The following is a 19,699-nucleotide window of genomic DNA, read 5'->3' on the forward strand; positions in this document are numbered from 1 at the left end:
CACGATGAGCGACCAGCAGACCACGGCTCCAGTCGACTGGCGGATCTATCCGGCCGCGGCCCTGGTCGGTGCCTTCGCCGGGCTGGTCGGCGCCGCCTTCCATGCCCTCCTCGACCAGGCCGATCAGGGCCGGGACCTGTTGCGCACCCTGCTGGAGTCGGCGCCGGTGCCGGGTTGGCTGGTCCTGATGGGCCTGGGTACCCTGGTGCTGAGCGCCGCCCTGTGGCTGGTCCGCCGATTCGCTCCGGAGACCGCCGGCAGTGGTATCCAGGAGGTGGAGGCCATCCTCGCCGGTGCGCGCACCCTGCGCTGGCAGCGGGTGCTGCCGGTCAAGTTCGTCGCCGGGGTGCTGGCGGTCGGCTCCGGTCTGGTGCTGGGGCGCGAGGGGCCAACAGTCCACATGGGTGCCGCGCTGGGCCAACTGGCAACCGAGCGGCTGCGCCTGGATTGCCGACAGGGCCGTTCGCTGATCGCGGCCGGCGCGGCGGCGGGACTCGCCGCCGCCTTCAATGCCCCGCTGGCGGCCATCGTCTTCGTCACCGAGGAATTGCGGGAGCACTTCGAGTTCAGCTTCGCCGCACTGCAGTCGGTCATCCTGGCCTGCTGTTTGGCGGTGGTGGTCAGCGGCTGGTTCCTTGGGCAGGGACCGTCCCTGCCGATGGCGCCAGTGCAAATGGCGCCCTTATCCGCGCTGCCCCTGTTCCTGGTGCTGGGGGTGCTCATCGGTGCCTTGGGTGTGCTTTTCAACGCGCTGTTGCTGGGCTCGGTGCGCCGGTTTCGCGCCCTGCGCGAGGGGCACGCCTTCCTCACGACCAGCGCCCTGGGGATGGCCCTCGGTGCTTTGGTCTGGTTCGCACCTGATGCGATGGGCGGCGGCGAGGGGCTGGTGGAGTCGCTGCTCCAGGGACATCAGGGCGCGCTGTTCCTGCTGATGCTGCTGGCGGTGCGCGTGCTGACCACGGTGGGCAGTTATGGGGCCGGGCTGCCGGGCGGTATCTTCGCCCCCCTGCTCGCCCTGGGCACCATCGGCGGGGCGGCCTTTCACCACTTCGTCACCTGGCTGACCCCCGGGCTCGGCCTGAGTCCTGAAATTTTCGCGGTGGCGGCCATGGGGGCCTTGTTTGCCGCCACGGTGCGCGCCCCCTTGACCGGGATCATCCTGGTCATCGAGCTGACCGGCGCCAACGCGCTGGTCCTGCCGATCATCCTCACCTGTCTCAGTGCCACCTTCACCGCCGAGGGGTTGGGCGGCCGGCCAATCTATAGCCTGCTGCTCGCTCAGGGGGACCATCCTGCGCCGTCGCCGCACCGGCCGGAGCGTCGGGTCCTGGCCGCCGGGCTCATCCTGATCGCGCTGCTTGGGCTGGAACGACTGACGGTCTCCGCGCCGGAAGACGCCCCGACGACACCGCTGGCCGGGATGACGCGCGAGGACAGCGGGGCGCCGACCGCGCAGTCCAGCCGGACCACGCCATCCGGCGCCGCGACTCCCGCCCCCGCCCCAGCGTCAGTCCCGCTGGTCCAGGACCAACCGCGCTTCACCATCCAGCTCCTGACCGTGAACAGCGACGCGGGCCTCGCCGCTTTCGCACAACGGCACGGACTGTTCGGACAGGTGCGTACGCTGAAAGGCCGCCATCGGAACAAGGACTGGTATGCTCTGCTTCTGGGCGACTATGCCACTCAAGCCGAGGCCGAAGCCGCCCTGGCCGCCCTCCCCGCCGGACTGCGCCGCCTGAAACCACTGGTACGGCCCCTGTCGGCAGGCACGCGGCTGCTGCCGGTCCAAGCGCCCCCTGAGCCCGGCGATGGGAGTCGAACGTCAGTCCGGCCCGAACCGGACAGATAACCGGTGTATGATTTTACGTATGTCCGCCCTCATACCCGGACTGCGCCGGGCGCTCCGGACTGCCGGACGCTTACCGCGCATCCTGGCCCGCTCCTGAAGCGGCATCATCCGCGTGATTACCTGAAGGCCAAACATGGATTCGTACATCAATCAGACCTATGATGAAATCCCGGTCGGGACCACGCTGACCGTCTCCCGCCGGCTGAGCCGCGCCGATGTCGAAGCGCTGACGCTGGTCTCCGGTGACCTCGATCCCTTCCATCTCGAGGCCGCTGACCCCGCGGCCGAACTGATCGTGGAGGCGGTGGGTGCCGAGGCCCTGGTATCCGGCATGCTCAACCGGCGGCTGCCGGGGCCGGGCACGCGCATTCTGGCGCAGGATCTAAGCTTTTCCGGCGATCTGACCGTGGGCGACGAACTGGCGGGCACCGTGACGGCCATTGAGAAACGTCCGGACGGTCACCAGATCGTTTTCGACTGCCAGGTGCGGCGGGGCGACGAGACGCTGGTCACGGGCACCATCACCGTGGCCGCACCGACAGCGCGGCTGCGCTATTCGAACATCGCCACACCCGAGGTGATCTTACGGCGTAACGACGGCTTCGCACCGCTCTTCGCCCGTTGCCGAGGGCTGGCGCCGGTGCCGTGCGGGATCGTTCATCCCTGCGACCGTGACGCGCTGCTGGGGCCGATCGAGGCGGCCAAACGCGGTCTCATCACGCCGGTGCTGGTCGGACCCGCGGCCAAAATCCGCGCCATCGCGGCCGCCGAGGGCGTGGACCTGACGCCTTATCGCATCGTCGACGTCGAGCATAGCCATGCGGCGGCGCGACAGGCGGTGGCCATGGTCCGCGCCGGGGAGCTGGAGGCCCTGATGAAGGGCTCGCTGCATACGGACGAACTCATGGCCGCGGTGGTCGACGGGGCGACCGGTCTGCGCACCGAGCGCCGGGTCAGCCATGTCTTCGTGATGGACGTTCCGACCTATCCGCGGCTGCTCCTGCTGACCGATGCCGCCATCAACATCGCACCGACGGTGCGGGACAAGGTGGACATCTGCCAGAACGCCATCGACCTCGCCCAGGTACTCGGCATCGCGACGCCGCTGGTGGCGATCCTGGCCGCGGTCGAGACCGTCAACCCGGTGATGCAGGCGACCGTCGACGCGGCCATGCTGTGCAAGATGGCCGACCGCGGCCAACTCACCGGCGGTATCCTCGACGGCCCCCTGGCCTTCGACAACGCGGTCAGCGAAGACGCGGCCCGCACCAAGAAGATCGTCTCCCCGGTGGCGGGCCGGGCCGACATCCTGCTGCTGCCCGATCTCCAGGCCGGCAACATGGTGGCCAAGCAGCTCCAGTATCTGGCCGGGGCGGACAGCGCGGGCATCGTGCTGGGCGCGCGCGTGCCCATCGTGCTGACCAGCCGCGCCGACACCGTGCGCACCCGGCTGGCATCGACGGCGGTGATGGTGCTGGTCGCCCAGGCGGGGCGGCGGCCGCCGCCGGCAGCCGGGCACTAGGAACCGCGGCTTTGCCGTGAAAGTCACCGCGACCCCGTGGGAGCGGACTCCGGACGCGACAGGGCCTCGCGGACGAGCGCGGCGTCCGAGTTCATCGCGCACTCATCGCGGCCGGAGGCCGCTCCCACAGGTGGGTTTGAGGTGAACGCACCCATTGAATCCGTCAACCACGCGTCAACCAACAGAGGAACACATGATGTCTGCAAGCAACACGGCGACCGTCCAGGGTGCCTTTTCCGCCGAGGTACAGAAGCATTGGGGCTGGCTGCTGGCCCTGGGTATCATCTCCATCGTGCTTGGGACCCTCGGGTTCTACATGACCTTCGCGCTCACCCTGGCGAGCGTCCTGTTCTTCGGGGTCCTGATCCTCGCCGCCGGACTCTTTCAACTGGTCCATGCCTTCACCTGCAAAGGTTGGAAGTCGGTGCTGTGGCATGTGCTGATCGCCCTGCTGTACATCGCGGCCGGGGTCGACATCATCATGGACCCGGCCCGTGCCTCGGTCGTCCTCACCCTGGTGCTGGCCGGCATCCTGATCGCGGTCGGTCTGGTGCGCATCATCATGGCCTTCCAACTGCGGCCGGCGGCGGCGGGCTGGTTCTGGGTGGCGCTCTCCGGCCTGGTGTCCATCGTACTGGGCGGCATGATCCTGGGCCAATGGCCGGAATCCGGCATGTGGGTGATCGGCCTGTTCGTTGCCATCGAACTGATCTTCAATGGCTGGTCCTATCTCTTCATCGCGCTGGATGCGCGCAAAGCCGCGCGCTGATCCCGGTTGGCCGAGAGCGGTCAGGCCGCATCCGCGCTGCCGGCCTTGGTCATAAGCCCGGCCACCGCGCGATCCGCTGGGTCGTCGGTCCGCATAGCGGACCCTACGGGTCACGGTGTTACCGTAGGGTCCGCTGTGCGGACCGTCCGCTGTGCGGACCGTCCGCTGTGCGGACCGTGCGCGGCTGGAACCGGAGACAACCATGACTTGGGAACAGAGAATCCACATTGACCCCCTGATCTGCCATGGGCAAGCCTGTATCAACGGAACGCGCGTACCGGTATCCGTCGTGCTCGACAACCTCGCCGCAGGACTGGCCCCGCAACAGATCATCGACAGCTATCCATCACTGACCGCGGACGATGTTCACGCGGCGATCCGGTATGCGGCCGAGTTGGCTCGCGAACAGGTCATCGATCTGCCGAAGCGCGCTCGGTACGCGCCGCCCCAGATGACTGACCCATGACGCCGGACCACCCCCTCACCATCGCCCCGCACGCCCGCATCCTGCTGGTGCGCCTCTCCGCCATCGGCGATATTGTGTTCGCCTCGCCACTGATCGCGGCCCTGCGCCGCGCCAGCCCGCAAGCGCACATCGCCTGGCTGGTCCAGCCGGAGTGCCGGGCGCTGCTCGACCGCCATCCGGACCTGGACGAGGTGATCGTCTGCCCCATGGGCCACTGGCGGCGGCTGTGGCGTGAACGTCGGTTCGGCCAATTGAGCAGGGGGATAATGGCCATGCGTGAAACGCTGCATGAGCGGCGCTTCGATCTTGCCCTGGACTTGCAGGGACTCGCCAAGAGCGGGCTTCTGACCCGACTATCCGGCGCGCGGGAGCGAGTCGGCCTGGGCTCGCGGGAGGGCAGCGCCTGGCTCATGACCCGCACGGTTGACCGCGGCGGGGACCCGCGGCGCATCGGCTCCGAGTACCTGCATCTGGCGCGGATGCTGGGATTGCCCACCGCCGACTTCGCGATGGCCGTTCACTATGACGCGGCCGCCGCGACCGCGGCCGACGAGACGCTGGTGCGGGAGGGACTGACCAGCGGCTTCGCGGCCCTCTGCCCCTTCACCACCCGACCGCAAAAGCACTGGTTCGAGGAGCGCTGGGCCGACCTGGCCTGGCGCCTGCGCACGGACCTGGGGCTGATCCCGGTGCTGCTGGGCGGCCCGGGCGACCGGGAGGCCGCGGATCGGATCAGCGATGCGGCCGGGGCGGCCGGCGGGACCGCCGATGAAGCAGAGAACCCCGTGGTCAACCTCGCGGGCCAGACCAGCCTGAGCGAGGCCGCCGCGCTGATCGACCGCGCCGCCCTGCTGGTGGGGGTGGATACCGGCCTGAGCCACATGGGCATCGCCCACGGCACCCCGTCCGTACTGTTATTCGGCTCCACCTGCCCCTACACCGACACCACGCGGGCCAACGCCCGGGTGCTCTATCACCGGCTGCCCTGCTCCCCTTGCAAGCGCCGGCCCACCTGCGACGGAGCCTTCACCTGCATGCGTGAAATCCGCGCGCGCGAGGTACTGACCGCCGCCCGCCAGGTCATCGGAGCGACGCCGTGAGGGTCCTGCACGTCGAGGGCGGCCGGCACCTCTACGGCGGGGCCTTCCAGGTCCTGCACCTGATCCGGGGTCTGCATGCCCGCGGTCACGAGAACCTGCTCGCCTGTCCGCGCGACTGCGACCTGGGCGCCGCCGCGGCACCTTGCGCCGAGGTTCATGGCCTGCCCATGCACGGCGATGCGGACCTGCTGCTGGTGCCGCGCCTGCGGCGGCTGATCCGCGCGGGCACGCCGGATTTGATCCACCTGCACAGCCGCATCGGCGCGGACGTGATGGGCGGGATCGCGGGGCGCCTGGCCGGGGTGCCGGTGGTCCACACCAGGCGGGTGGATAACCCGGAAGCAGCCTGGCTCGTGCGTCTCAAGTACCGGCTGCATGATCGGGTGATCGCCATCTCGCAGGAAATCGGGCGGGTACTGACCGCGGGCGGGTTGCCGGCCGACAAGCTGCGGGTGGTGCGCAGCGCGGTCGACTGGCAGCGCTACGCCCGGCCCGGCGACCGCGCGGCGGCGGCGCAGCGGCTCGGGATCCCGGCAGACGGACCCTGGATCGCCGTCGTCGCCCAATTGATCGAGCGCAAGGGACACCGCTTCCTGCTGCGGGCGTTACCCACGCTGGGCGCGGCGTACCCGAACCTGCGGGTCATCTTCTTCGGTCAGGGTCCGCTGGCCGCGGACCTCGCGCAGGAGGCACAGACCCTGGGAGTCGCCGGGCAGGTGACCCTGGCGGGTTTTCGCGCTGACCTGGAGCAATTGCTGCCCTGTGTCGATCTGCTGGTGCACCCGGCCCTGATGGAGGGCCTGGGCGTCGCGCTGCTCCAGGCGGCCAGCGCCGGGGTGCCGATCGTCGCCAGCCGTGCCGGGGGCATTCCGGAGGCGGTGCGCGACGGGGAAAACGGTGTGCTGGTCCCCCCGGGGGACCCGGCCGCCCTGGGCGCCGCGGTTGCCGCGCTGCTCGCGAACCCCGAACGCCGCCGCGCCCTGGGAGCCGCGGGCCAGGCGCTGATGGCGCGGGAGTTCTCCATCGACGCGATGGTGGAGGGCAATCTCGCGGTCTATCGGGAATTACTTGACGAATCGGAGCCTCGGGCGGCGGGCTGGCCTTGGTCATAAACCCGGCCGCCGCGCGATCTGCACGGTCGTCGGTCCGCACAGCGGACCCTACCGGTTACGGTGTACCCTAGGGTCCGCTGTGCGGACCGTCCGCGGCTGCACTCAAGCCTGGATGACCCGCCACACCAGCCGCTCGACGCCGAGCGCGACCACCGCGAACGCACGCAAATCGGTCAGCCCATGCTGCTCACCCAGGGTCGCACCATAGGTCAGTGCCTGCGCTTGCGCCTCGTCCAACTTCGCTGCCACCGCCGGCACGGCCGCCAGGTCCGCGCGCGATAACGCGCGGACCTGCGCACCGCTCAAGCCGAGTTCTTTCAAGCCGAGGTACTTGAATTCGAGCAGCAGGTCCAGCGCCTGAATGCGCCGCCGGTCGGGCCGCACGATCAGTGCCAGATCCACATAGCCCCGACGGGCTTCCAACTCCGACATGGCCATATAGAGCCGGTCGTCGAACAATAAGGTCAGAAACGCAAACTTGACCAGCAGCTCATTGACCCAGCGGTAATCGCGATTGGACAGCACCGCAAAATAACGCTGTTCGATGAAGTCGCATAGCGGCTCCAGGTCACCCAGCAAATAGACCTGCTCGGCTTGGGATCGCGTCCAATCCCGTTCGGCCGCATCCGGCAACCAGCGTTCACGCAGCCGTTCCACATAGAGCGCGCGCGCGACCAGGTTAGGGATCTTCAGGATCAGCTTGCCCAGTTCCCCCTCGCCCGCCATGGTGAGGATGCCGAAATAGTAGAGCAGCGAGGCCATGAATGGCTGGTCTTTGGTCGCCGCCAAGACCTCGGCCACCCCGAAGCGCCGCGCCAACTCCGGAATCGTCACGGTCGCGTCACCGCTCAACGCTTGCACCAGCAGCGCCTCGCCGTGCGGCAGGTCGGCAATGTAGATCAACTTGCCGCGGTCCATCGCCAGGTTTTCATCCAACAGCCGCCGCGGCGGCTCGCCATGCCGTTGCAGGGCCTTCAGAAAATAGAGCGTCAGGGTTGGATTGTAGAGACTCGCCGTGGCGTCCTCGCTGAAGCGATAGCCGTTGTAGAAGGTGCGCATGGTCTCAAGCGCCGCGGCGGGTGACCAGACAGCCGGCGCACCGTCCTCCCCACGCTCCTGCGCCAGGTGATCCAGCACGGTCGCCACTTCGGCCTCGGTGAAGCCGCACAGGTCATTGAAGTCGGGCTCCAGATAGATGCTCTCGCCGACGTTGTAACCGCTGGTCATATCGCTCAGTACCACCGGGGATACACCGGTGATGAAGACCCGGTCCAATCCCAGGCCGCCGGCTCCCGCCTTGACCGCCTTGAACACGGTCTTTAGGAGCCCTTCGCCATAAAGCAGCGCCTGATAGCGGTCCTGGGCCTGACTGGAGTGCGCCCCCGCCATCAAGACCTCATTAGCGAAGTTATCGTATTCATCGATCAACAGATAGAGCTTGTGAGGCGTTTGGGAGACCGCCATCAGCACCGACTGCCAGGACGACAGGGCGTTCTCCGGGTGTATCGTGACCAACTCGGTCAGTTGCTCCCGATAACGCAGCACGAACGCCTGGATACAATCGTTCAGATGCCGATGCAGCGCCGCCTCGATCTCGCGCAGGTCCCCTTGCGCCTGAACCAGCGAGAAATCCCACTTCATCACGAAATACTGGTTGTGCAGCGGCGTGGGACTTTGGCCGATCGCCAACCGGCCGAACAGGGCATCGAAATCCTGGGCCCGATTGAGATCGTAATAGTGCTCCAGCATCGACAGCAGCAAACTCTTGCCGAAGCGGCGGGGCCGGATAAAGATCAGTTGCCGCCCTGCCGCTTCCAACAGCGCAATCCGCTCGGTGCGATCCTGATACCAATAGCCGTCCTGGATCAGGGTGGCGAAATCGCTCAAGCCGTAGGGAAATTTCATATTGGACATCAATGGATTCAAGACTTTCCACGGTCCGGCGCACGGACCACCGCCGACCCCTTGGGCCGGTGCTTGACCAGAAGCTTCCAGAGGAAGCCCAGCCGATCATCGCCGAACGAAATGGCCTTGCGCGGCAGGGCGAGTGGATCGAAGGCGCTGGTCGCCCGCGCCCGCAGGCAGGTCACGCCCGTGGCATAGCCCGCACCGGCCGCCGCCGCGACCACGACCGGATCGTGACTGCCATAAGGGTAGCAGAGGTGGGTAACCGGCTCGCCGAGCAGGTCCTCCAACAGCCGCCGACTACCCGACAATTCGCAGTCCAGCGCCGGACCGGAGAGCCCGGCCAACGGCACATGATTCAAGGCATGAGAACCCACCTGGATGCCGGCGCGGCGGATCTCGCGCAGCCGCGGGGCGTCCATCAGCAGCGCGTCGGGCAACCCGTCGGTCTGGAGCCAGTGCGCCGAACGGCCAACCAGACCGGCCACCACATAGACCGTCGCCGTGAACCCGAAGCGCTGCAGCCAGGGCAAGGCGAACGCGTAGAAATTCTCATAGCCGTCGTCGAAGGTGATGGCCACCGCCCGCGGCGGCACCGGACGGGCACCGGCCAGGCACGCCTGGACCTGATCCATGGTCAGCACGCTGCACCGCAACCGCTTGAGCAGCGCCATCTGGGCGGCGAAGCGGCGCTGCTGGCAATAGACCGCACGATGGGTCTGGATGCGTCGAAAGTCGCCGACCTGGTGATACATCAGGATCGAGATGCCGCTCATCGCCGTGCCCCAGTCAGCGCCCGCAAGTACACGGCCTCGACAGCGTCCGCCATGGTCTCCAGTGAGAAATGCCGCAGGAACCGGATGCGTCCATTGGACCCGAGACGGTCGCGCAGCGCCGGGTCCGCGGCCAGCCGGCCCATGGCCGCGGCCAGCGCCGCCGTGTCCTCACTCGGGACCAGCAGACCGGTCTCCTCATCCACCACCACCTCCGGGATACCCCCGACCCGCGAGGCGATCACCGGCAATCCAGCCGCCGCGGCTTCGATGAGTGCGAGTGACAAGGCTTCGCGGCGGGAGGGGACGAGCAATCCATCGAGTTCGCGGATCAACTGGGGCGCCGTGTCGCTGAATCCCAAGAAGTGCACACGTCCGGCGACGCCCTCGGTTCGCGCCTGCTCACGCATCGCCAAGCCCCAGGGGGTTGCCGGGTCCCCGATCAGAGCTAAATGGACCCGTGGAGCACAGTGCGCCAGTGCCGAGATCGCCACGTCCTGGCCCTTGTCGCGCAGAAAACGCGCCAGCACGCCGAACAGGATCGCGTCGGCAGGCAGATTCAACCTTGGCCGGAGCGTCGACTGCAATGGGCGTGTCAGCGGGTCCGCCGCACCGTTATAGACCACGCTGATCCGCTCCGCGTCATAGCCCTCTTGAACCAGAAAGCGCTGGACGGCGCCACTCACCGCGATCAGTCGATCGGCGCGGCCGAAATGCTTGCCCGCGTTGGTGGAGTGGGCGGTCGCCACCACCGGCAACCCGGCCAGACGCCCGCCGATGCCGGCATACCTGGCGCCGCGGGTCAGGTGCCCGTGGATCAGATCGGCACCGCGGCGCCGCGCGATCCAGGCGAGCCGCAGCATCGAGACAGGGTCATAGAAACCGTGCATCGGCAAGTCGTCGCCGGGAAAGCCGGCCGCGCGAAAGCGCTCCATCAGCCAGGACTCCGCCGGTCCAGCATAGGCCGGCGCGTACCCCCGGCGATTCAAGATCTGCGCCAAGTCGAACAGATGGGTCTCGGCCCCGCCGCGGCCATGGCTGTGCAATACGAAGAGGGGCTTCATTCCAAATGCAGGACCTGACTGATCGTGTGAGTGGTGCAGGCGCGAGGGTAGTGCGCGCCGACCGCGAACACAACGCCAAGCCGGCGGAGGACCGACATCAGCGGCCAGGAAAAGCCTTACCGGCATCCCCGTTGAGGTCATGGCCGCCGCTCCCAAGGATCCGCACGGCTGTCCTAACCCTACTGACCCCCGAGATTGATCATGCAGATAAATGGGCCCGCTATCGAGTTCTTCGCCTTCATCGGGGTCGCCGCCTGGCTCATCTTCATCGGACCCAGGACCTCAAGATCCAAACGCGAAGAGCCGACTTCGACCCAGGAACAGCCCGCGACGGACGCCGCCGACGACGAACCGCGGCAGCGACCCTGAGCCGTGCGCCCCGCGCCGGCCAGATGATCGCGTACCCCCGGCACACATCGGCCGATCGGGTGCTACACTCTTGAGTGAGCGAAGGCGTGGACCAGACCCACCTTCGTGGTGCGCGGGACCAGGCGCCGTGATCACGATGCCCGCGTGGCCCGCGAGCCCTTATTCCTTCCGGAGATTCGCGATGAAACAAAGTTTCAAAGACATCCTGGAGGCGATGGTGCGTGAGCGCATCGCGGCCGGGGAAGACCCGCTGGACCTCTTCGAAGACCTCAGCCGCGAGGCGAATCTGGTGTTCGGCCACTACAACCTGGAGTATGAACTCGGCCTGATGATGAAATGACGGTCAGTAGCCGTTCACTGACAACCTGAGCAAGTCCAGTAGGGAACGTCTTTGCGTTTCCGTCGTTGTCGTTGTCGTTGTCGTAATCGAGGTGATGATACCCGCGATCGAAGCCTTTGACACGCTTGGCGGCTTTGCACCAGCAGTTCCAAATTTAGGTGGCCGCCGCCAACAGCGTGTCGGCAGCGAGGCCGATGGTGGATGCGCTGCGCTTATCCACCCTACGAAACCGGCTCCGTTGTAGGGTGGATAAGGCGCGCCGCTCGGTGGCAGGGACTCGGCACGGCGGTCGCGCGCGCCGCATCCACCAGAGGTCGCGCGGTGCCGCCCAAATTTGGAATTGCTGGCTTTGCACACCCCGGCGACGGAGCGAATCGAATTCCGATCGTCAGGGCTGCTCATGACAAAACTGCATCGCTTCTCCGATGACGATTACGACAACGACAACGATTGTATTCGTTGTTCAGCTTATTCCTGATTCCTGACTCGCCAGCAACGATCATCCGGTATTGCGCATCCCCGCCGCAATGGCATTGATGGAGCGCAGCAGCGGGTCGAGCCACTCCTCGCGCTTGGTCTCGTCGGTCTCGCCGCGATAGCGGGCCAGGGCGGCGACCTGAATGTGGTTCAGGGGATCCAGGTAGAGGTTGCGACGCGACAGCGACTGCGCCAGTTCCGGCGTTTCCTCCATGAGCCCGCGCAGCCCGGCGACATTCAGCACCTGGGTGCGGGTGCGCTCGTATTCCGCCTCGATCAACCCGTAGATGACCTCGGCGCGTGGGCGATCCTGGGCCAGGCGCAGGTACTCCCGTGCAATGTGCATCTCAGCCTTGAACAGGGCCATCTGGGTATTGGATAACAAGGCCCGGAAATAGGGCCACTCGTGATACATGCGCTGCAGCTTGGCGAGTCGCTGCACATCGCTGCCGCGCCAACGCTCCAAGGCCTGACCCACGCTGAACCAGGCCGGCAGGGTCAGGCGGGACTGACCCCAGCCGAAGACCCAGGGAATGGCGCGGATGGATGACAGTGTCCGGTTGCCCGGCTTACGGTGGGATGGCCGTGAGCCGATGTTCAACAGGGCAATCGCATCGAGCGGGGTGCATTCATAGAAATAATCCATGAACCCCGGCGTGTCGTGCACCATCTTGCGATAGGCTTCCTCGCCGTAACGCGCGAGCTCGTCCATGATTCCCAAATAGTCGTTACGATCCTCCCTGAGCGGTTCGATCAGACACCGACTCGCCTTGATGAGCCCGCTGATCCCCATGATCAGCTCATAGCGGGCGGTCTCCGGATTGGCGTAGCGGTAGGACAGCACCTCGCCCTGCTCGGTGAATTTGATCTGACCATGCACCGTATCGACCGGCTGGGCCAGGATCGCCTCGTGGGTCGGGCCGCCGCCGCGGCCAACGGTGCCGCCGCGACCGTGAAAGATACGGCAGGACACCTGCCGGTCATCGGCCAGCGCGATCACCTTGCGCTGGGCATCGTAGAGACTCCAACTGGAGGACAGGATGCCGCCATCCTTACACGAATCCGAATAGCCGAGCATCACTTCCTGGCGATTACCGGACGCCTTGAGCAAGGCGCTATAGGTCGGATTGTCGAACAGGGTGGACATGACCCCCTGGATATGACCCAGATCCTCGATGGTCTCGAACAGCGGTGAAATCTGGATGTGACAGAACCAGCCGTCGCGGTCGCGCCCGGCCAGTCCGGCGAGACGCGCCAGCAGCATGACCTCCATCACATGGCTGGCGGCGTGCGTCATGGAGATGACGTACTGGCCGAAGCAGCCGGCGCCGATCTCGGCGCGCATGCGCGCCATCACCTCGAAGGTCTCCAGCGTCTCGCGCGTCTCCGGGGTCAGTGTCGCCTTGTCGACGATGAAGGGGTGCGGGTGGGCAATCGCCTCGGCCAGGGCCATCAGGCGCTGCTCCTCGTCGAAGGCCTGGTAATAGGGTGCACCCGACTGGCGGGCGAAGAGTTCAGTCACCGCCTGGGTGTGACGGGTGGACTCCTGGCGGCAGTCCATGTGAACCAGGTGGAAACCGAAACCCTCGGCAAGCCGGATCAGGTCCTGCAAGGGACCGGCCGCGGCGTTCGCGTCACCGTGGTGAATCAGTGAGTCGCGGATGAGATAGAGGTCGGTGAGGAACTCCCGATCGCTGTTGTAGCCCGCCGGCAGGACTTCGTGGTGCGCACCGCGAATCCGCGCACGCACGCGCGCCAGATTGGCGGCGAGCCGATGCGCCATGATGGCGAGTTTGCGCCGATAGGGCTCGTTGACATGGCGGCGCAGACTCTCGCCCATGGTGTTGAGCCAGTAGTCCTCATCGGCGTCCAGGCTGTCCAGAAAGGCCGGCGAGGGCTGACACATAGGCACCGAGTGGCTGAGCATCCGCCGCAACCCCTCCACCCGCCGCTGGTATTCCTCAAGCACCAGTTCATGGTGCAGGCGCACCGCCAGTTCCGTGGTCTCGGGCTTGACGAACGGATTGCCGTCGCGGTCGCCGCCGATCCAGGATCCGAAGCGGATGAAGCTCGGTGCCCGGATCCCGCTGGCCGGCCCATAGGTGCGGCGGATCGCCTTCTCCAGATACCGGTAGAGCTCCGGCACCGCCTTGAACAGGGATTCGCGGAAATAATGCAGACCCTGGCTGACCTCATCGGTGACCTGGGGTTTGTGGACCCGCACCTCATCGGTCTTCCACAGAATCTGGATCTCGGTCAGGATCGCCTGGAGTTGCTCCTCCAGTTCCTCCTCGTTGAGCCGCTCGCGATGCAGCCCCTGGGCGATCAGGAAGATGCGCCGGAAGGTATCCATGACCGTGCGGCGCTTGGACTCGGTCGGGTGCGCCGTGAACACCGGCAGATAGACCAGATGGTCGAGCAGACTCTGGAAGTTCTCCGCGCTCACCCCGTCGGCGTGCAGTTGACGCACGGTGTCATCGAGTGAGCCGATCCACAGCCGTTCGCCGGAGCTGATCCGATCCATGCGGTAGAGATAGGCGTTGAGTTCCTCCGCCGTATTCACCAGCCCGAAATAGATGGTGAAGGCGCGGATCACCTCAGACAGGGTTTGGGCGTCCAGCCCGTCGATACGCTTCATCAGCCGGTCGCGCACCGCCGCATCTTCCTGTTCGCGCAACTGCATGAAGCCGTCGCGCAAGCGCTCCACGATCACCAGGACGCGCTTGCGGCTGTGCTCGCGCAGGACCTCGCCCAGCAGGGCCGTGAAAAGCTTGACGTCGCGCTCCAGCGCCTCGTCTTTGGTGAACTGATTCATCGAGGGGGTCTGCCTGCGGCCGTTAGGGTTATTGCCTTTGCGGGCATTCTAACCCCTCAGCGGATCATCGTCGGATGAATCCGCTGTGGGGGTCACGATCGGCCTAGGGCGTGCGCGTCGACGGAGCCAGCCATTCGTAGTTCGTGGGATTGTCCGGGCAGAGACCAATCCCGCACTCGAGGGCGGTCGACAGGATATTGGCCAACACCATCAGGGTGAAGAGCACCAAGGCCAGCAAGCCCAGGCGCCCCGGGCCTGGCGACTGACCACCGGGGCGGTCGTCCGAGCGGCTGAAACCGCCGTCGAACAGCAGCAGGACGGCCGTGCCGACAATGATCAACCCGAACAGCAGCGCCGCCCAGCTATAGAAGTGCAGCCCCAGAAACGGCTCCCCGTAAGTCCCCGTGCCCGGCACGATATGCAGCAAGACCTGACGCAGGGCCACCGCACCGCCGGCCGCGGCGCCGAGGATCACCACGCCGTAATGGCTGGCTCGCGGCCCGCAGGCCAGATTCAGGGCCAAGCCAAAGCCGGCCAGCACAAAGCCCGCCCGTTGCAACAAACACAGCGGACAGGGCAGGTCGCCGTGGATGACCTGATCCACAAAGGCAAACGCCAGCACGCCGACGATGGCGAGCAGACCGAGGGCATTCAGACGCAAAGACAGGGTCCGTAACATGATCGATGGCCCCTAAAAGGCGAGCGGCAGCGGATCGGTGACGTGCAGGTGGAACAGCCACAGCACAGCCGCCAGCGCCAGGACCCAGGCGCCCAACGCCACACCGCGTTGGTGCAGGAACAACGCGCCCAGCCCAAGCGCGGCCAGCACGAACGGCAGCGCCATCATCGGTGCGTCTCCGTCATATCCTGCCGCTTGACCAGGTAATAGCCGCCGATCAGTGTGCCGAGCAGGGCCGCGATCCCCAGCATTTCCAGGGCGCCGGTCGTTTCCTTGTCCAGGATCACGACTTTACGGGTCAGCGCCGTGATGGCAATCAGCAACATCATCTCCACGTGCACCGATTTATCCTTCATGTACATGTAGATACTGGACATGAGTTCGATCGCGATCAGCACCATGAGGAACATGCCGAAGATCTCGAACAACTCGTTCAAACCCATCAACAGGCCATGCGGACTGGTCATATCGATATAGAGGAGAAAGCCGAGCTCCCCCACGGCAATCATGGCCACAGCCGCAATCAGGATCAGCAAGACTGCCGCAAGGAATTTCTCGAACGCGTGGAAAAGGTCATCCAACATGGCCTATCTCCGCGCTGACCTTAGGCGTGGGCGGCACGCCGCCGGGCGCGCCTGACGATCACCGCGGCCTCGGCCGCCGGGGCCGACTGCGCCAGCGCATCCAGTTCCTGTTTGGCCCAGGCGCGGTCGCCGAACAGATCGACGATCGACTCCGCCCACTCCACCCGGTCGGCAGACTGACTCAGACGCGCCTTGAGTCCGGCATAGACCGCGCGGTTCTGCTCCTGATCGACCCCGTCCGCACGGAGCCGGCCAGCGAGTTGACGGGCCGCAGCGGCAGAGACGCAGCACGCTGCCGCCTTCGCGACCAGGTCGCGCGCCGACGCCTCCAACCCCAGATCGCGGGCGACGCGTGCCAGTTCGGCGAATTGGAAGTGACCGGCGGCCTGCCCCGCGGCTTGTTCCAGCACCGCCGCGGCGCCCGCGGTGTCACCCAGCAAGCGCCCGCGCACGGCGGCAAGTTTCGTCAGGTCATAGACGCCGGCCGCGGCGCCCAACTGCCGTGCGAAACCGTCCAGCAGGTCGGCGACCAGAGCGCGCGACCGCTCGCGGTCCGGCAGGAGTTCAACCGCGGACTCGGCCACCGCGCTCACCCCCGCGAACCCTTGAATCCGTTCACCCGCATCTTTCAGCAGGCGCTCGGCCCAGGCGCTGTCGCCGAGATGGCGGCTCACGCCCTCCACCAATTTACGGGCCTTGGAGAAGTCCCAGCCCTCCTCCTCGAGGCGCTGCTGCGCATCCGCCAACAGCTTTTGCGCGTAGAAGCGGTCTTCCAACTCGGCCATTACGGCGTCCGCCAGCTTCAGCGTCTTGACCGCCGAATCGGCACTCTTCTCCCGCTCCTGGAAGAGCGCGTACTTCTCCTGGTTGGCTTCACGCCGGGCGAGCTTTTCCTCCACCTGGGCGACCCAGTCAGGCATCCCGGAAAAATGTTCCTTGACCGCCGCCACCACGTTCTTCATCTCCCCGACGGAGGACACCTGTTCCTCGGCCTTGCCGAGCAGTCCCCTGGCCAGATCCTGATCCCCGATGGTGACGACCGCGCGGCGGGCAAGATCCAGGTAATCCGGCGTCCCGGCGGCAACGGCCGCGGCGCGCTCCACGATTTCCCGACCGAACCCCTGGTCGCCGATCCGCGTGTCGACCGCCTCCAGCAGCTTGGTGTACTGACCCAGATCGCTCATGGCGGCCATCGCCTTGCGGTAAATGGCGGCAGCCGCGGCCTGATCACCGAGTTGGTCGACCAGATTGGCGGCCACTGCCATCAGGTCATTGGGCTGGGTCAGCCGCTCGGCGGCGCGACCGTAGACGGCGGCGGCATACCCCTTGTCGCCGGTGTCCTTGAGCACCGCCTCGGCGAGCTTGATGCGCTCGGCAGCGGAGGCGAGCTTTTCCTCGGCCTTGGCGTAAAAACGTTTACCCAGCTCGGGGTCACCCACCTGGGAAGCGATGAATCCACCCAGTTCCAGCAGTTGGTTCTTATCGTTGACCTCGGGCAGTGCCTTGGCAAAGGCCGCGGCCGCCTGCGCCCGATCACCCAACAGATCCCAGTAGCCGCGGGCCAGATCCAGGTGCTCTTCACCACTCATCGCGAACTCGGCAGCCTGCTCCATCAGTTCGGCAACCTTGGCCTGATCGCCGCAGATCTCCTTGAAACCGCCGGCCAGGTCAGCGAAGTCCTTAGGGAACTGGCAGTCGGTCTCCGCGTCCTCCAACACCTTGCGAGCGGCGGCCGGATCGGCGAAAACATCGATAAAGCCTGTGGCATAGGCCACGGTGTCCGCCATGCCGTCCAGATGGCGGGCGGCCTTCTTGTAGAGATCCAGAGCCGCGGCGGCCTCGCCCTGGGCCTTGAGGGTCGCCGCCAGATCCAGAAAGTCGGCGAGCCCCTTAGCCTGGGCCTGCGCCTTCTCGATCAGGGCCTTGGCATAGCCCGCGTCGACCACGGCGGCCTCCCGCGCCAGGGCCGCGAAGTCGGCGACAGTCTTACAGGATGCCGTGCGGGCCTCAAAGTCTGCGATCGTCGACATGCTGGAACTCCCCCATGGTAAACAGATGTTTGCGCGGCGCACCCCGAGATCTGGCGGGGCTGCGTCATGACCAGCCGCCAGTCTAAAGGCAATCGGACCGGGGCGCACGGGAGTCCACACGGAATCCTTCGCAAGGACACCCGACAAGCCGCACTCAGCAAGACCCGCGGCAGCCTCGCATGGTTCAATCAGTCCGGTGCTAGGAACCCTGAAAGTCGTCCCCAATTCTGCGACATTCCGCGCAATGACCGCCCGATCCCGATGGCCGACCGCCCCCGGAGCCCGCCATGAGCCGCAGCCCGTTTTTCCCGAAATTTGCCGATCTGCCCGTCGAGATTCCGATTTTCCCCCTACCCGGCGCGGTGGTGATGCCGGGCGTTCAACTCCCGCTGAATCTCTTCGAACCGCGCTACCTGAATATGGTGACCGACGCGCTCGCTGAGGCGCACGTGATCGGCATGGTCCAGCCGACCAGCGAGACCTTGCTGGACGAGGTCCCGGAGATTCACCACATCGGCTGTGCCGGCCGCATCACCTCTTACAGCGAGACGCCGGACGGGCGCATCGTGCTGGTCCTGACCGGCATGTGCCGCTTCCAGGTACGGTCCGAGGTGGAGGGACGCCACGGCTATCGGCGGGTTTCCGCGGATTGGGAGCGTTTCGCCGCGGATTATCACGAGGAAACCGTGACGCTCACCGACCGCAACGGATTTCTTGGGTCACTCAAAGCCTACTGCACCCTGCGCGGGGTCGAGGTGCCCTGGGATGATGTGCAGAAAATGGCCGACGCCGATCTGGTCAACCTGCTCTGCGCCCACCTGCCGCTGAGCCCGGAAGACAAACAGGCGCTGATCGAAACCATCCCGACCGACGAACGCGCCCGACTGATGCGCGGCCTGATGGACATGGCCTCGGTCGCCAGCATGGACGTGGCGGAGCATCGGCACTGAGGCGATCTTGAAATGGCGCACCCTCAGGGCTATCTGGGGACCCATGAGTCGGTTTTGACAGAGGTTTACCAGATGGCAGTCACACTCACCGAAGCGGCCGCCCGTCATGTGGCCGGTATGCTCGATAAACGCGGGCATGGTCTCGGCCTGCGTGTCGGCACCAGGAAAAGCGGATGCACGGGCTACGCCTACGATGTCGATTACGCCGACGCCGTGGATGATCAGGACCAAATCTTCGAAAGCCATGGGGTCAAGGTAGTGGTCGACGCGGCCAGCCTGACACGGATCGATGGCATGGAGATCGACTTTGTACGGTCCAGCCTGCTCAATCAAGGCTTCGAGTTCCGCAACCCACAGGTCAAGAACACCTGCGGCTGCGGCGAATCGTTCAGCGTCTGACCGCGTACTTCCGCTCCCGCATCAACCGACAGGATTTCCGCATGATCAGTGACGAGATCAAGGCCGTCATCGAAGACTTCGACCTGCTCGGTGACTGGGACCAGCGCTACCAGTACCTGGTGGAGATCGGGGAGCGTCTGCCGGCCATGCCGGCCGCCGACAAGACCGAAGAGAACTGGGTCAGGGAGTGCATGAGCACGGTCCACCTGGCGGTCCATCCCGACACGAGCGCGCCGCCCAAGCTCCACTACACCGGAGACTGCGACACGGCGATCATCAAGGGCGTGGTGGCGATCCTGGTGACCTTGTTTTCAGGCAAGACCGCCGCGGAAATCGAGGAAACCGACGTGGATGCGCTCTTTGAAGGGCTGCACTTGGAGGAACATCTGAGCCCCAACCGACACGTTGGCGTCTATGCCATCGTCGAGAAGATGCGGCGTCAGGCGCGGCCTTTTGCGTGAACAGCGGACAGCGCAGTTGGTCCTGGATCATCCTA

The 19,699-nt window shown here is 65.9% G+C and carries 19 protein-coding genes; 11 read left to right on the forward strand and 8 right to left on the reverse strand.

The window, feature by feature from the left end; all coding sequences use genetic code 11:
* Positions 1-4: 4 nt before the first annotated feature.
* The 6 genes from clcA (at position 5) to A39O_RS0105405 (ending at position 6,818) form a co-directional block, all read left to right on the forward strand.
* On the forward strand, positions 5-1,849 hold the full coding sequence (gene clcA, locus A39O_RS32120) for a H(+)/Cl(-) exchange transporter ClcA (RefSeq protein ID WP_020503672.1): 1,845 nt from the start codon (positions 5-7) through the stop codon (positions 1,847-1,849).
* Between the two features lie 133 nt (positions 1,850-1,982).
* Entirely contained in the window at positions 1,983-3,371 is a 1,389-nt protein-coding gene (locus A39O_RS0105385; protein WP_020503673.1) for a bifunctional enoyl-CoA hydratase/phosphate acetyltransferase, read from the forward strand.
* A 196-nt stretch (positions 3,372-3,567) separates the two neighbouring features.
* Positions 3,568-4,140: an HdeD family acid-resistance protein gene (locus A39O_RS0105390; protein WP_245561781.1), complete on the forward strand. Its 573-nt coding sequence runs from the start codon at positions 3,568-3,570 to the stop codon at positions 4,138-4,140.
* A gap of 202 nt (positions 4,141-4,342) precedes the next feature.
* Positions 4,343-4,606, forward strand: a complete 264-nt coding sequence (locus tag A39O_RS32125; protein WP_051088768.1) for a DUF433 domain-containing protein — start codon at positions 4,343-4,345, stop codon at positions 4,604-4,606.
* Positions 4,603-5,706, forward strand: coding sequence for a glycosyltransferase family 9 protein (locus A39O_RS0105400; protein ID WP_020503676.1), 1,104 nt, complete (start codon positions 4,603-4,605; stop codon positions 5,704-5,706). The genes A39O_RS32125 and A39O_RS0105400 overlap by 4 nt, the downstream gene beginning before the upstream one ends.
* The gene (locus tag A39O_RS0105405; RefSeq protein WP_020503677.1) at positions 5,703-6,818 is read left to right on the forward strand and encodes a glycosyltransferase family 4 protein; all 1,116 of its coding nucleotides are present in this window, start codon (positions 5,703-5,705) and stop codon (positions 6,816-6,818) included. The genes A39O_RS0105400 and A39O_RS0105405 overlap by 4 nt, the downstream gene beginning before the upstream one ends.
* A 102-nt stretch (positions 6,819-6,920) precedes the next feature.
* Here the strand turns inward: A39O_RS0105405 and A39O_RS0105410 are convergent, their stop codons facing one another.
* Genes A39O_RS0105410 through A39O_RS0105420 form a run of 3 tightly spaced genes read right to left on the reverse strand, consistent with a single transcriptional unit; the run spans position 6,921 to position 10,560 of the window.
* Complete coding sequence (locus A39O_RS0105410; RefSeq protein WP_020503678.1) at positions 6,921-8,723, reverse strand: AAA family ATPase; 1,803 nt, start codon at positions 8,721-8,723, stop codon at positions 6,921-6,923.
* 17 nt (positions 8,724-8,740) lie between these two features.
* Positions 8,741-9,499 carry a polysaccharide deacetylase family protein gene (locus A39O_RS0105415; RefSeq protein WP_020503679.1) on the reverse strand — a complete coding sequence of 253 codons (759 nt, stop codon included), beginning with the start codon at positions 9,497-9,499 and terminating at the stop codon, positions 8,741-8,743.
* Positions 9,496-10,560 carry a glycosyltransferase family 4 protein gene (locus tag A39O_RS0105420; RefSeq protein WP_020503680.1) on the reverse strand — a complete coding sequence of 355 codons (1,065 nt, stop codon included), beginning with the start codon at positions 10,558-10,560 and terminating at the stop codon, positions 9,496-9,498. Before A39O_RS0105420 ends, A39O_RS0105415 begins: the two co-directional genes overlap by 4 nt.
* A 201-nt stretch (positions 10,561-10,761) precedes the next feature.
* Here A39O_RS0105420 and A39O_RS40410 point away from each other — a divergent pair, with 201 nt between their 5' ends.
* Entirely contained in the window at positions 10,762-10,929 is a 168-nt protein-coding gene (locus A39O_RS40410) for a hypothetical protein (RefSeq protein ID WP_020503681.1), read from the forward strand.
* Between the two features lie 181 nt (positions 10,930-11,110).
* On the forward strand, positions 11,111-11,269 hold the full coding sequence (locus A39O_RS40415) for a hypothetical protein (RefSeq protein ID WP_020503682.1): 159 nt from the start codon (positions 11,111-11,113) through the stop codon (positions 11,267-11,269).
* 499 nt (positions 11,270-11,768) lie between these two features.
* Here the strand turns inward: A39O_RS40415 and ppc are convergent, their stop codons facing one another.
* The 5 genes from ppc to A39O_RS0105455 form a co-directional block, all read right to left on the reverse strand.
* Entirely contained in the window at positions 11,769-14,561 is a 2,793-nt protein-coding gene (gene ppc, locus A39O_RS0105435; RefSeq protein ID WP_020503683.1) for a phosphoenolpyruvate carboxylase, read from the reverse strand.
* A 103-nt stretch (positions 14,562-14,664) separates the two neighbouring features.
* Positions 14,665-15,222, reverse strand: a complete 558-nt coding sequence (locus A39O_RS0105440; RefSeq protein WP_211211540.1) for a disulfide bond formation protein B — start codon at positions 15,220-15,222, stop codon at positions 14,665-14,667.
* Positions 15,223-15,252: 30 nt separating this feature from the next.
* On the reverse strand, positions 15,253-15,408 hold the full coding sequence (locus A39O_RS41600; protein ID WP_169338407.1) for a DUF5993 family protein: 156 nt from the start codon (positions 15,406-15,408) through the stop codon (positions 15,253-15,255).
* Positions 15,405-15,824 carry a phosphate-starvation-inducible PsiE family protein gene (locus A39O_RS0105450; RefSeq protein WP_020503686.1) on the reverse strand — a complete coding sequence of 140 codons (420 nt, stop codon included), beginning with the start codon at positions 15,822-15,824 and terminating at the stop codon, positions 15,405-15,407. Before A39O_RS0105450 ends, A39O_RS41600 begins: the two co-directional genes overlap by 4 nt.
* A 20-nt stretch (positions 15,825-15,844) precedes the next feature.
* A complete protein-coding gene (locus tag A39O_RS0105455; RefSeq protein WP_020503687.1) occupies positions 15,845-17,854 on the reverse strand; it encodes a coiled-coil domain-containing protein in 2,010 nt (669 codons plus the stop codon).
* A gap of 287 nt (positions 17,855-18,141) precedes the next feature.
* Between A39O_RS0105455 and A39O_RS0105460 the strand changes: the two genes are divergently transcribed.
* From A39O_RS0105460 to A39O_RS0105470, 3 genes are all read left to right on the forward strand, one after another.
* Entirely contained in the window at positions 18,142-18,804 is a 663-nt protein-coding gene (locus A39O_RS0105460; RefSeq protein WP_020503688.1) for an LON peptidase substrate-binding domain-containing protein, read from the forward strand.
* A 72-nt stretch (positions 18,805-18,876) separates the two neighbouring features.
* Positions 18,877-19,203 (forward strand): HesB/IscA family protein, encoded by a 327-nt coding sequence (locus A39O_RS0105465; protein ID WP_026199187.1) that lies wholly within the window; start codon positions 18,877-18,879, stop codon positions 19,201-19,203.
* A 41-nt stretch (positions 19,204-19,244) separates the two neighbouring features.
* Positions 19,245-19,664 (forward strand): SufE family protein, encoded by a 420-nt coding sequence (locus A39O_RS0105470; RefSeq protein ID WP_020503690.1) that lies wholly within the window; start codon positions 19,245-19,247, stop codon positions 19,662-19,664.
* Positions 19,665-19,699 lie beyond the last annotated feature (35 nt).

Source organism: Lamprocystis purpurea DSM 4197 (assembly GCF_000379525.1).
Lineage (GTDB): Bacteria > Pseudomonadota > Gammaproteobacteria > Chromatiales > Chromatiaceae > Thiodictyon > Thiodictyon purpureum.

Bases quoted from the DNA above. Each gene is read 5' to 3' on its own strand.
- clcA (WP_020503672.1), top strand. From the start codon at position 5: ATGAGCGACCAGCAGACCACGGCTCCAGTCGACTGGCGGATCTATCCG.
- A39O_RS0105385 (WP_020503673.1), top strand. From the start codon at position 1,983: ATGGATTCGTACATCAATCAGACCTATGATGAAATCCCGGTCGGGACC.
- A39O_RS0105390 (WP_245561781.1), top strand. From the start codon at position 3,568: ATGTCTGCAAGCAACACGGCGACCGTCCAGGGTGCCTTTTCCGCCGAG.
- A39O_RS32125 (WP_051088768.1), top strand. From the start codon at position 4,343: ATGACTTGGGAACAGAGAATCCACATTGACCCCCTGATCTGCCATGGG.
- A39O_RS0105400 (WP_020503676.1), top strand. From the start codon at position 4,603: ATGACGCCGGACCACCCCCTCACCATCGCCCCGCACGCCCGCATCCTG.
- A39O_RS0105410 (WP_020503678.1), bottom strand. From the start codon at position 8,723: ATGAAATTTCCCTACGGCTTGAGCGATTTCGCCACCCTGATCCAGGAC.
- A39O_RS0105415 (WP_020503679.1), bottom strand. From the start codon at position 9,499: ATGAGCGGCATCTCGATCCTGATGTATCACCAGGTCGGCGACTTTCGA.
- A39O_RS0105420 (WP_020503680.1), bottom strand. From the start codon at position 10,560: ATGAAGCCCCTCTTCGTATTGCACAGCCATGGCCGCGGCGGGGCCGAG.
- A39O_RS40410 (WP_020503681.1), top strand. From the start codon at position 10,762: ATGCAGATAAATGGGCCCGCTATCGAGTTCTTCGCCTTCATCGGGGTC.
- A39O_RS40415 (WP_020503682.1), top strand. From the start codon at position 11,111: ATGAAACAAAGTTTCAAAGACATCCTGGAGGCGATGGTGCGTGAGCGC.
- ppc (WP_020503683.1), bottom strand. From the start codon at position 14,561: ATGAATCAGTTCACCAAAGACGAGGCGCTGGAGCGCGACGTCAAGCTT.
- A39O_RS41600 (WP_169338407.1), bottom strand. From the start codon at position 15,408: ATGATGGCGCTGCCGTTCGTGCTGGCCGCGCTTGGGCTGGGCGCGTTG.
- A39O_RS0105450 (WP_020503686.1), bottom strand. From the start codon at position 15,824: ATGTTGGATGACCTTTTCCACGCGTTCGAGAAATTCCTTGCGGCAGTC.
- A39O_RS0105455 (WP_020503687.1), bottom strand. From the start codon at position 17,854: ATGTCGACGATCGCAGACTTTGAGGCCCGCACGGCATCCTGTAAGACT.
- A39O_RS0105460 (WP_020503688.1), top strand. From the start codon at position 18,142: ATGAGCCGCAGCCCGTTTTTCCCGAAATTTGCCGATCTGCCCGTCGAG.
- A39O_RS0105465 (WP_026199187.1), top strand. From the start codon at position 18,877: ATGGCAGTCACACTCACCGAAGCGGCCGCCCGTCATGTGGCCGGTATG.
- A39O_RS0105470 (WP_020503690.1), top strand. From the start codon at position 19,245: ATGATCAGTGACGAGATCAAGGCCGTCATCGAAGACTTCGACCTGCTC.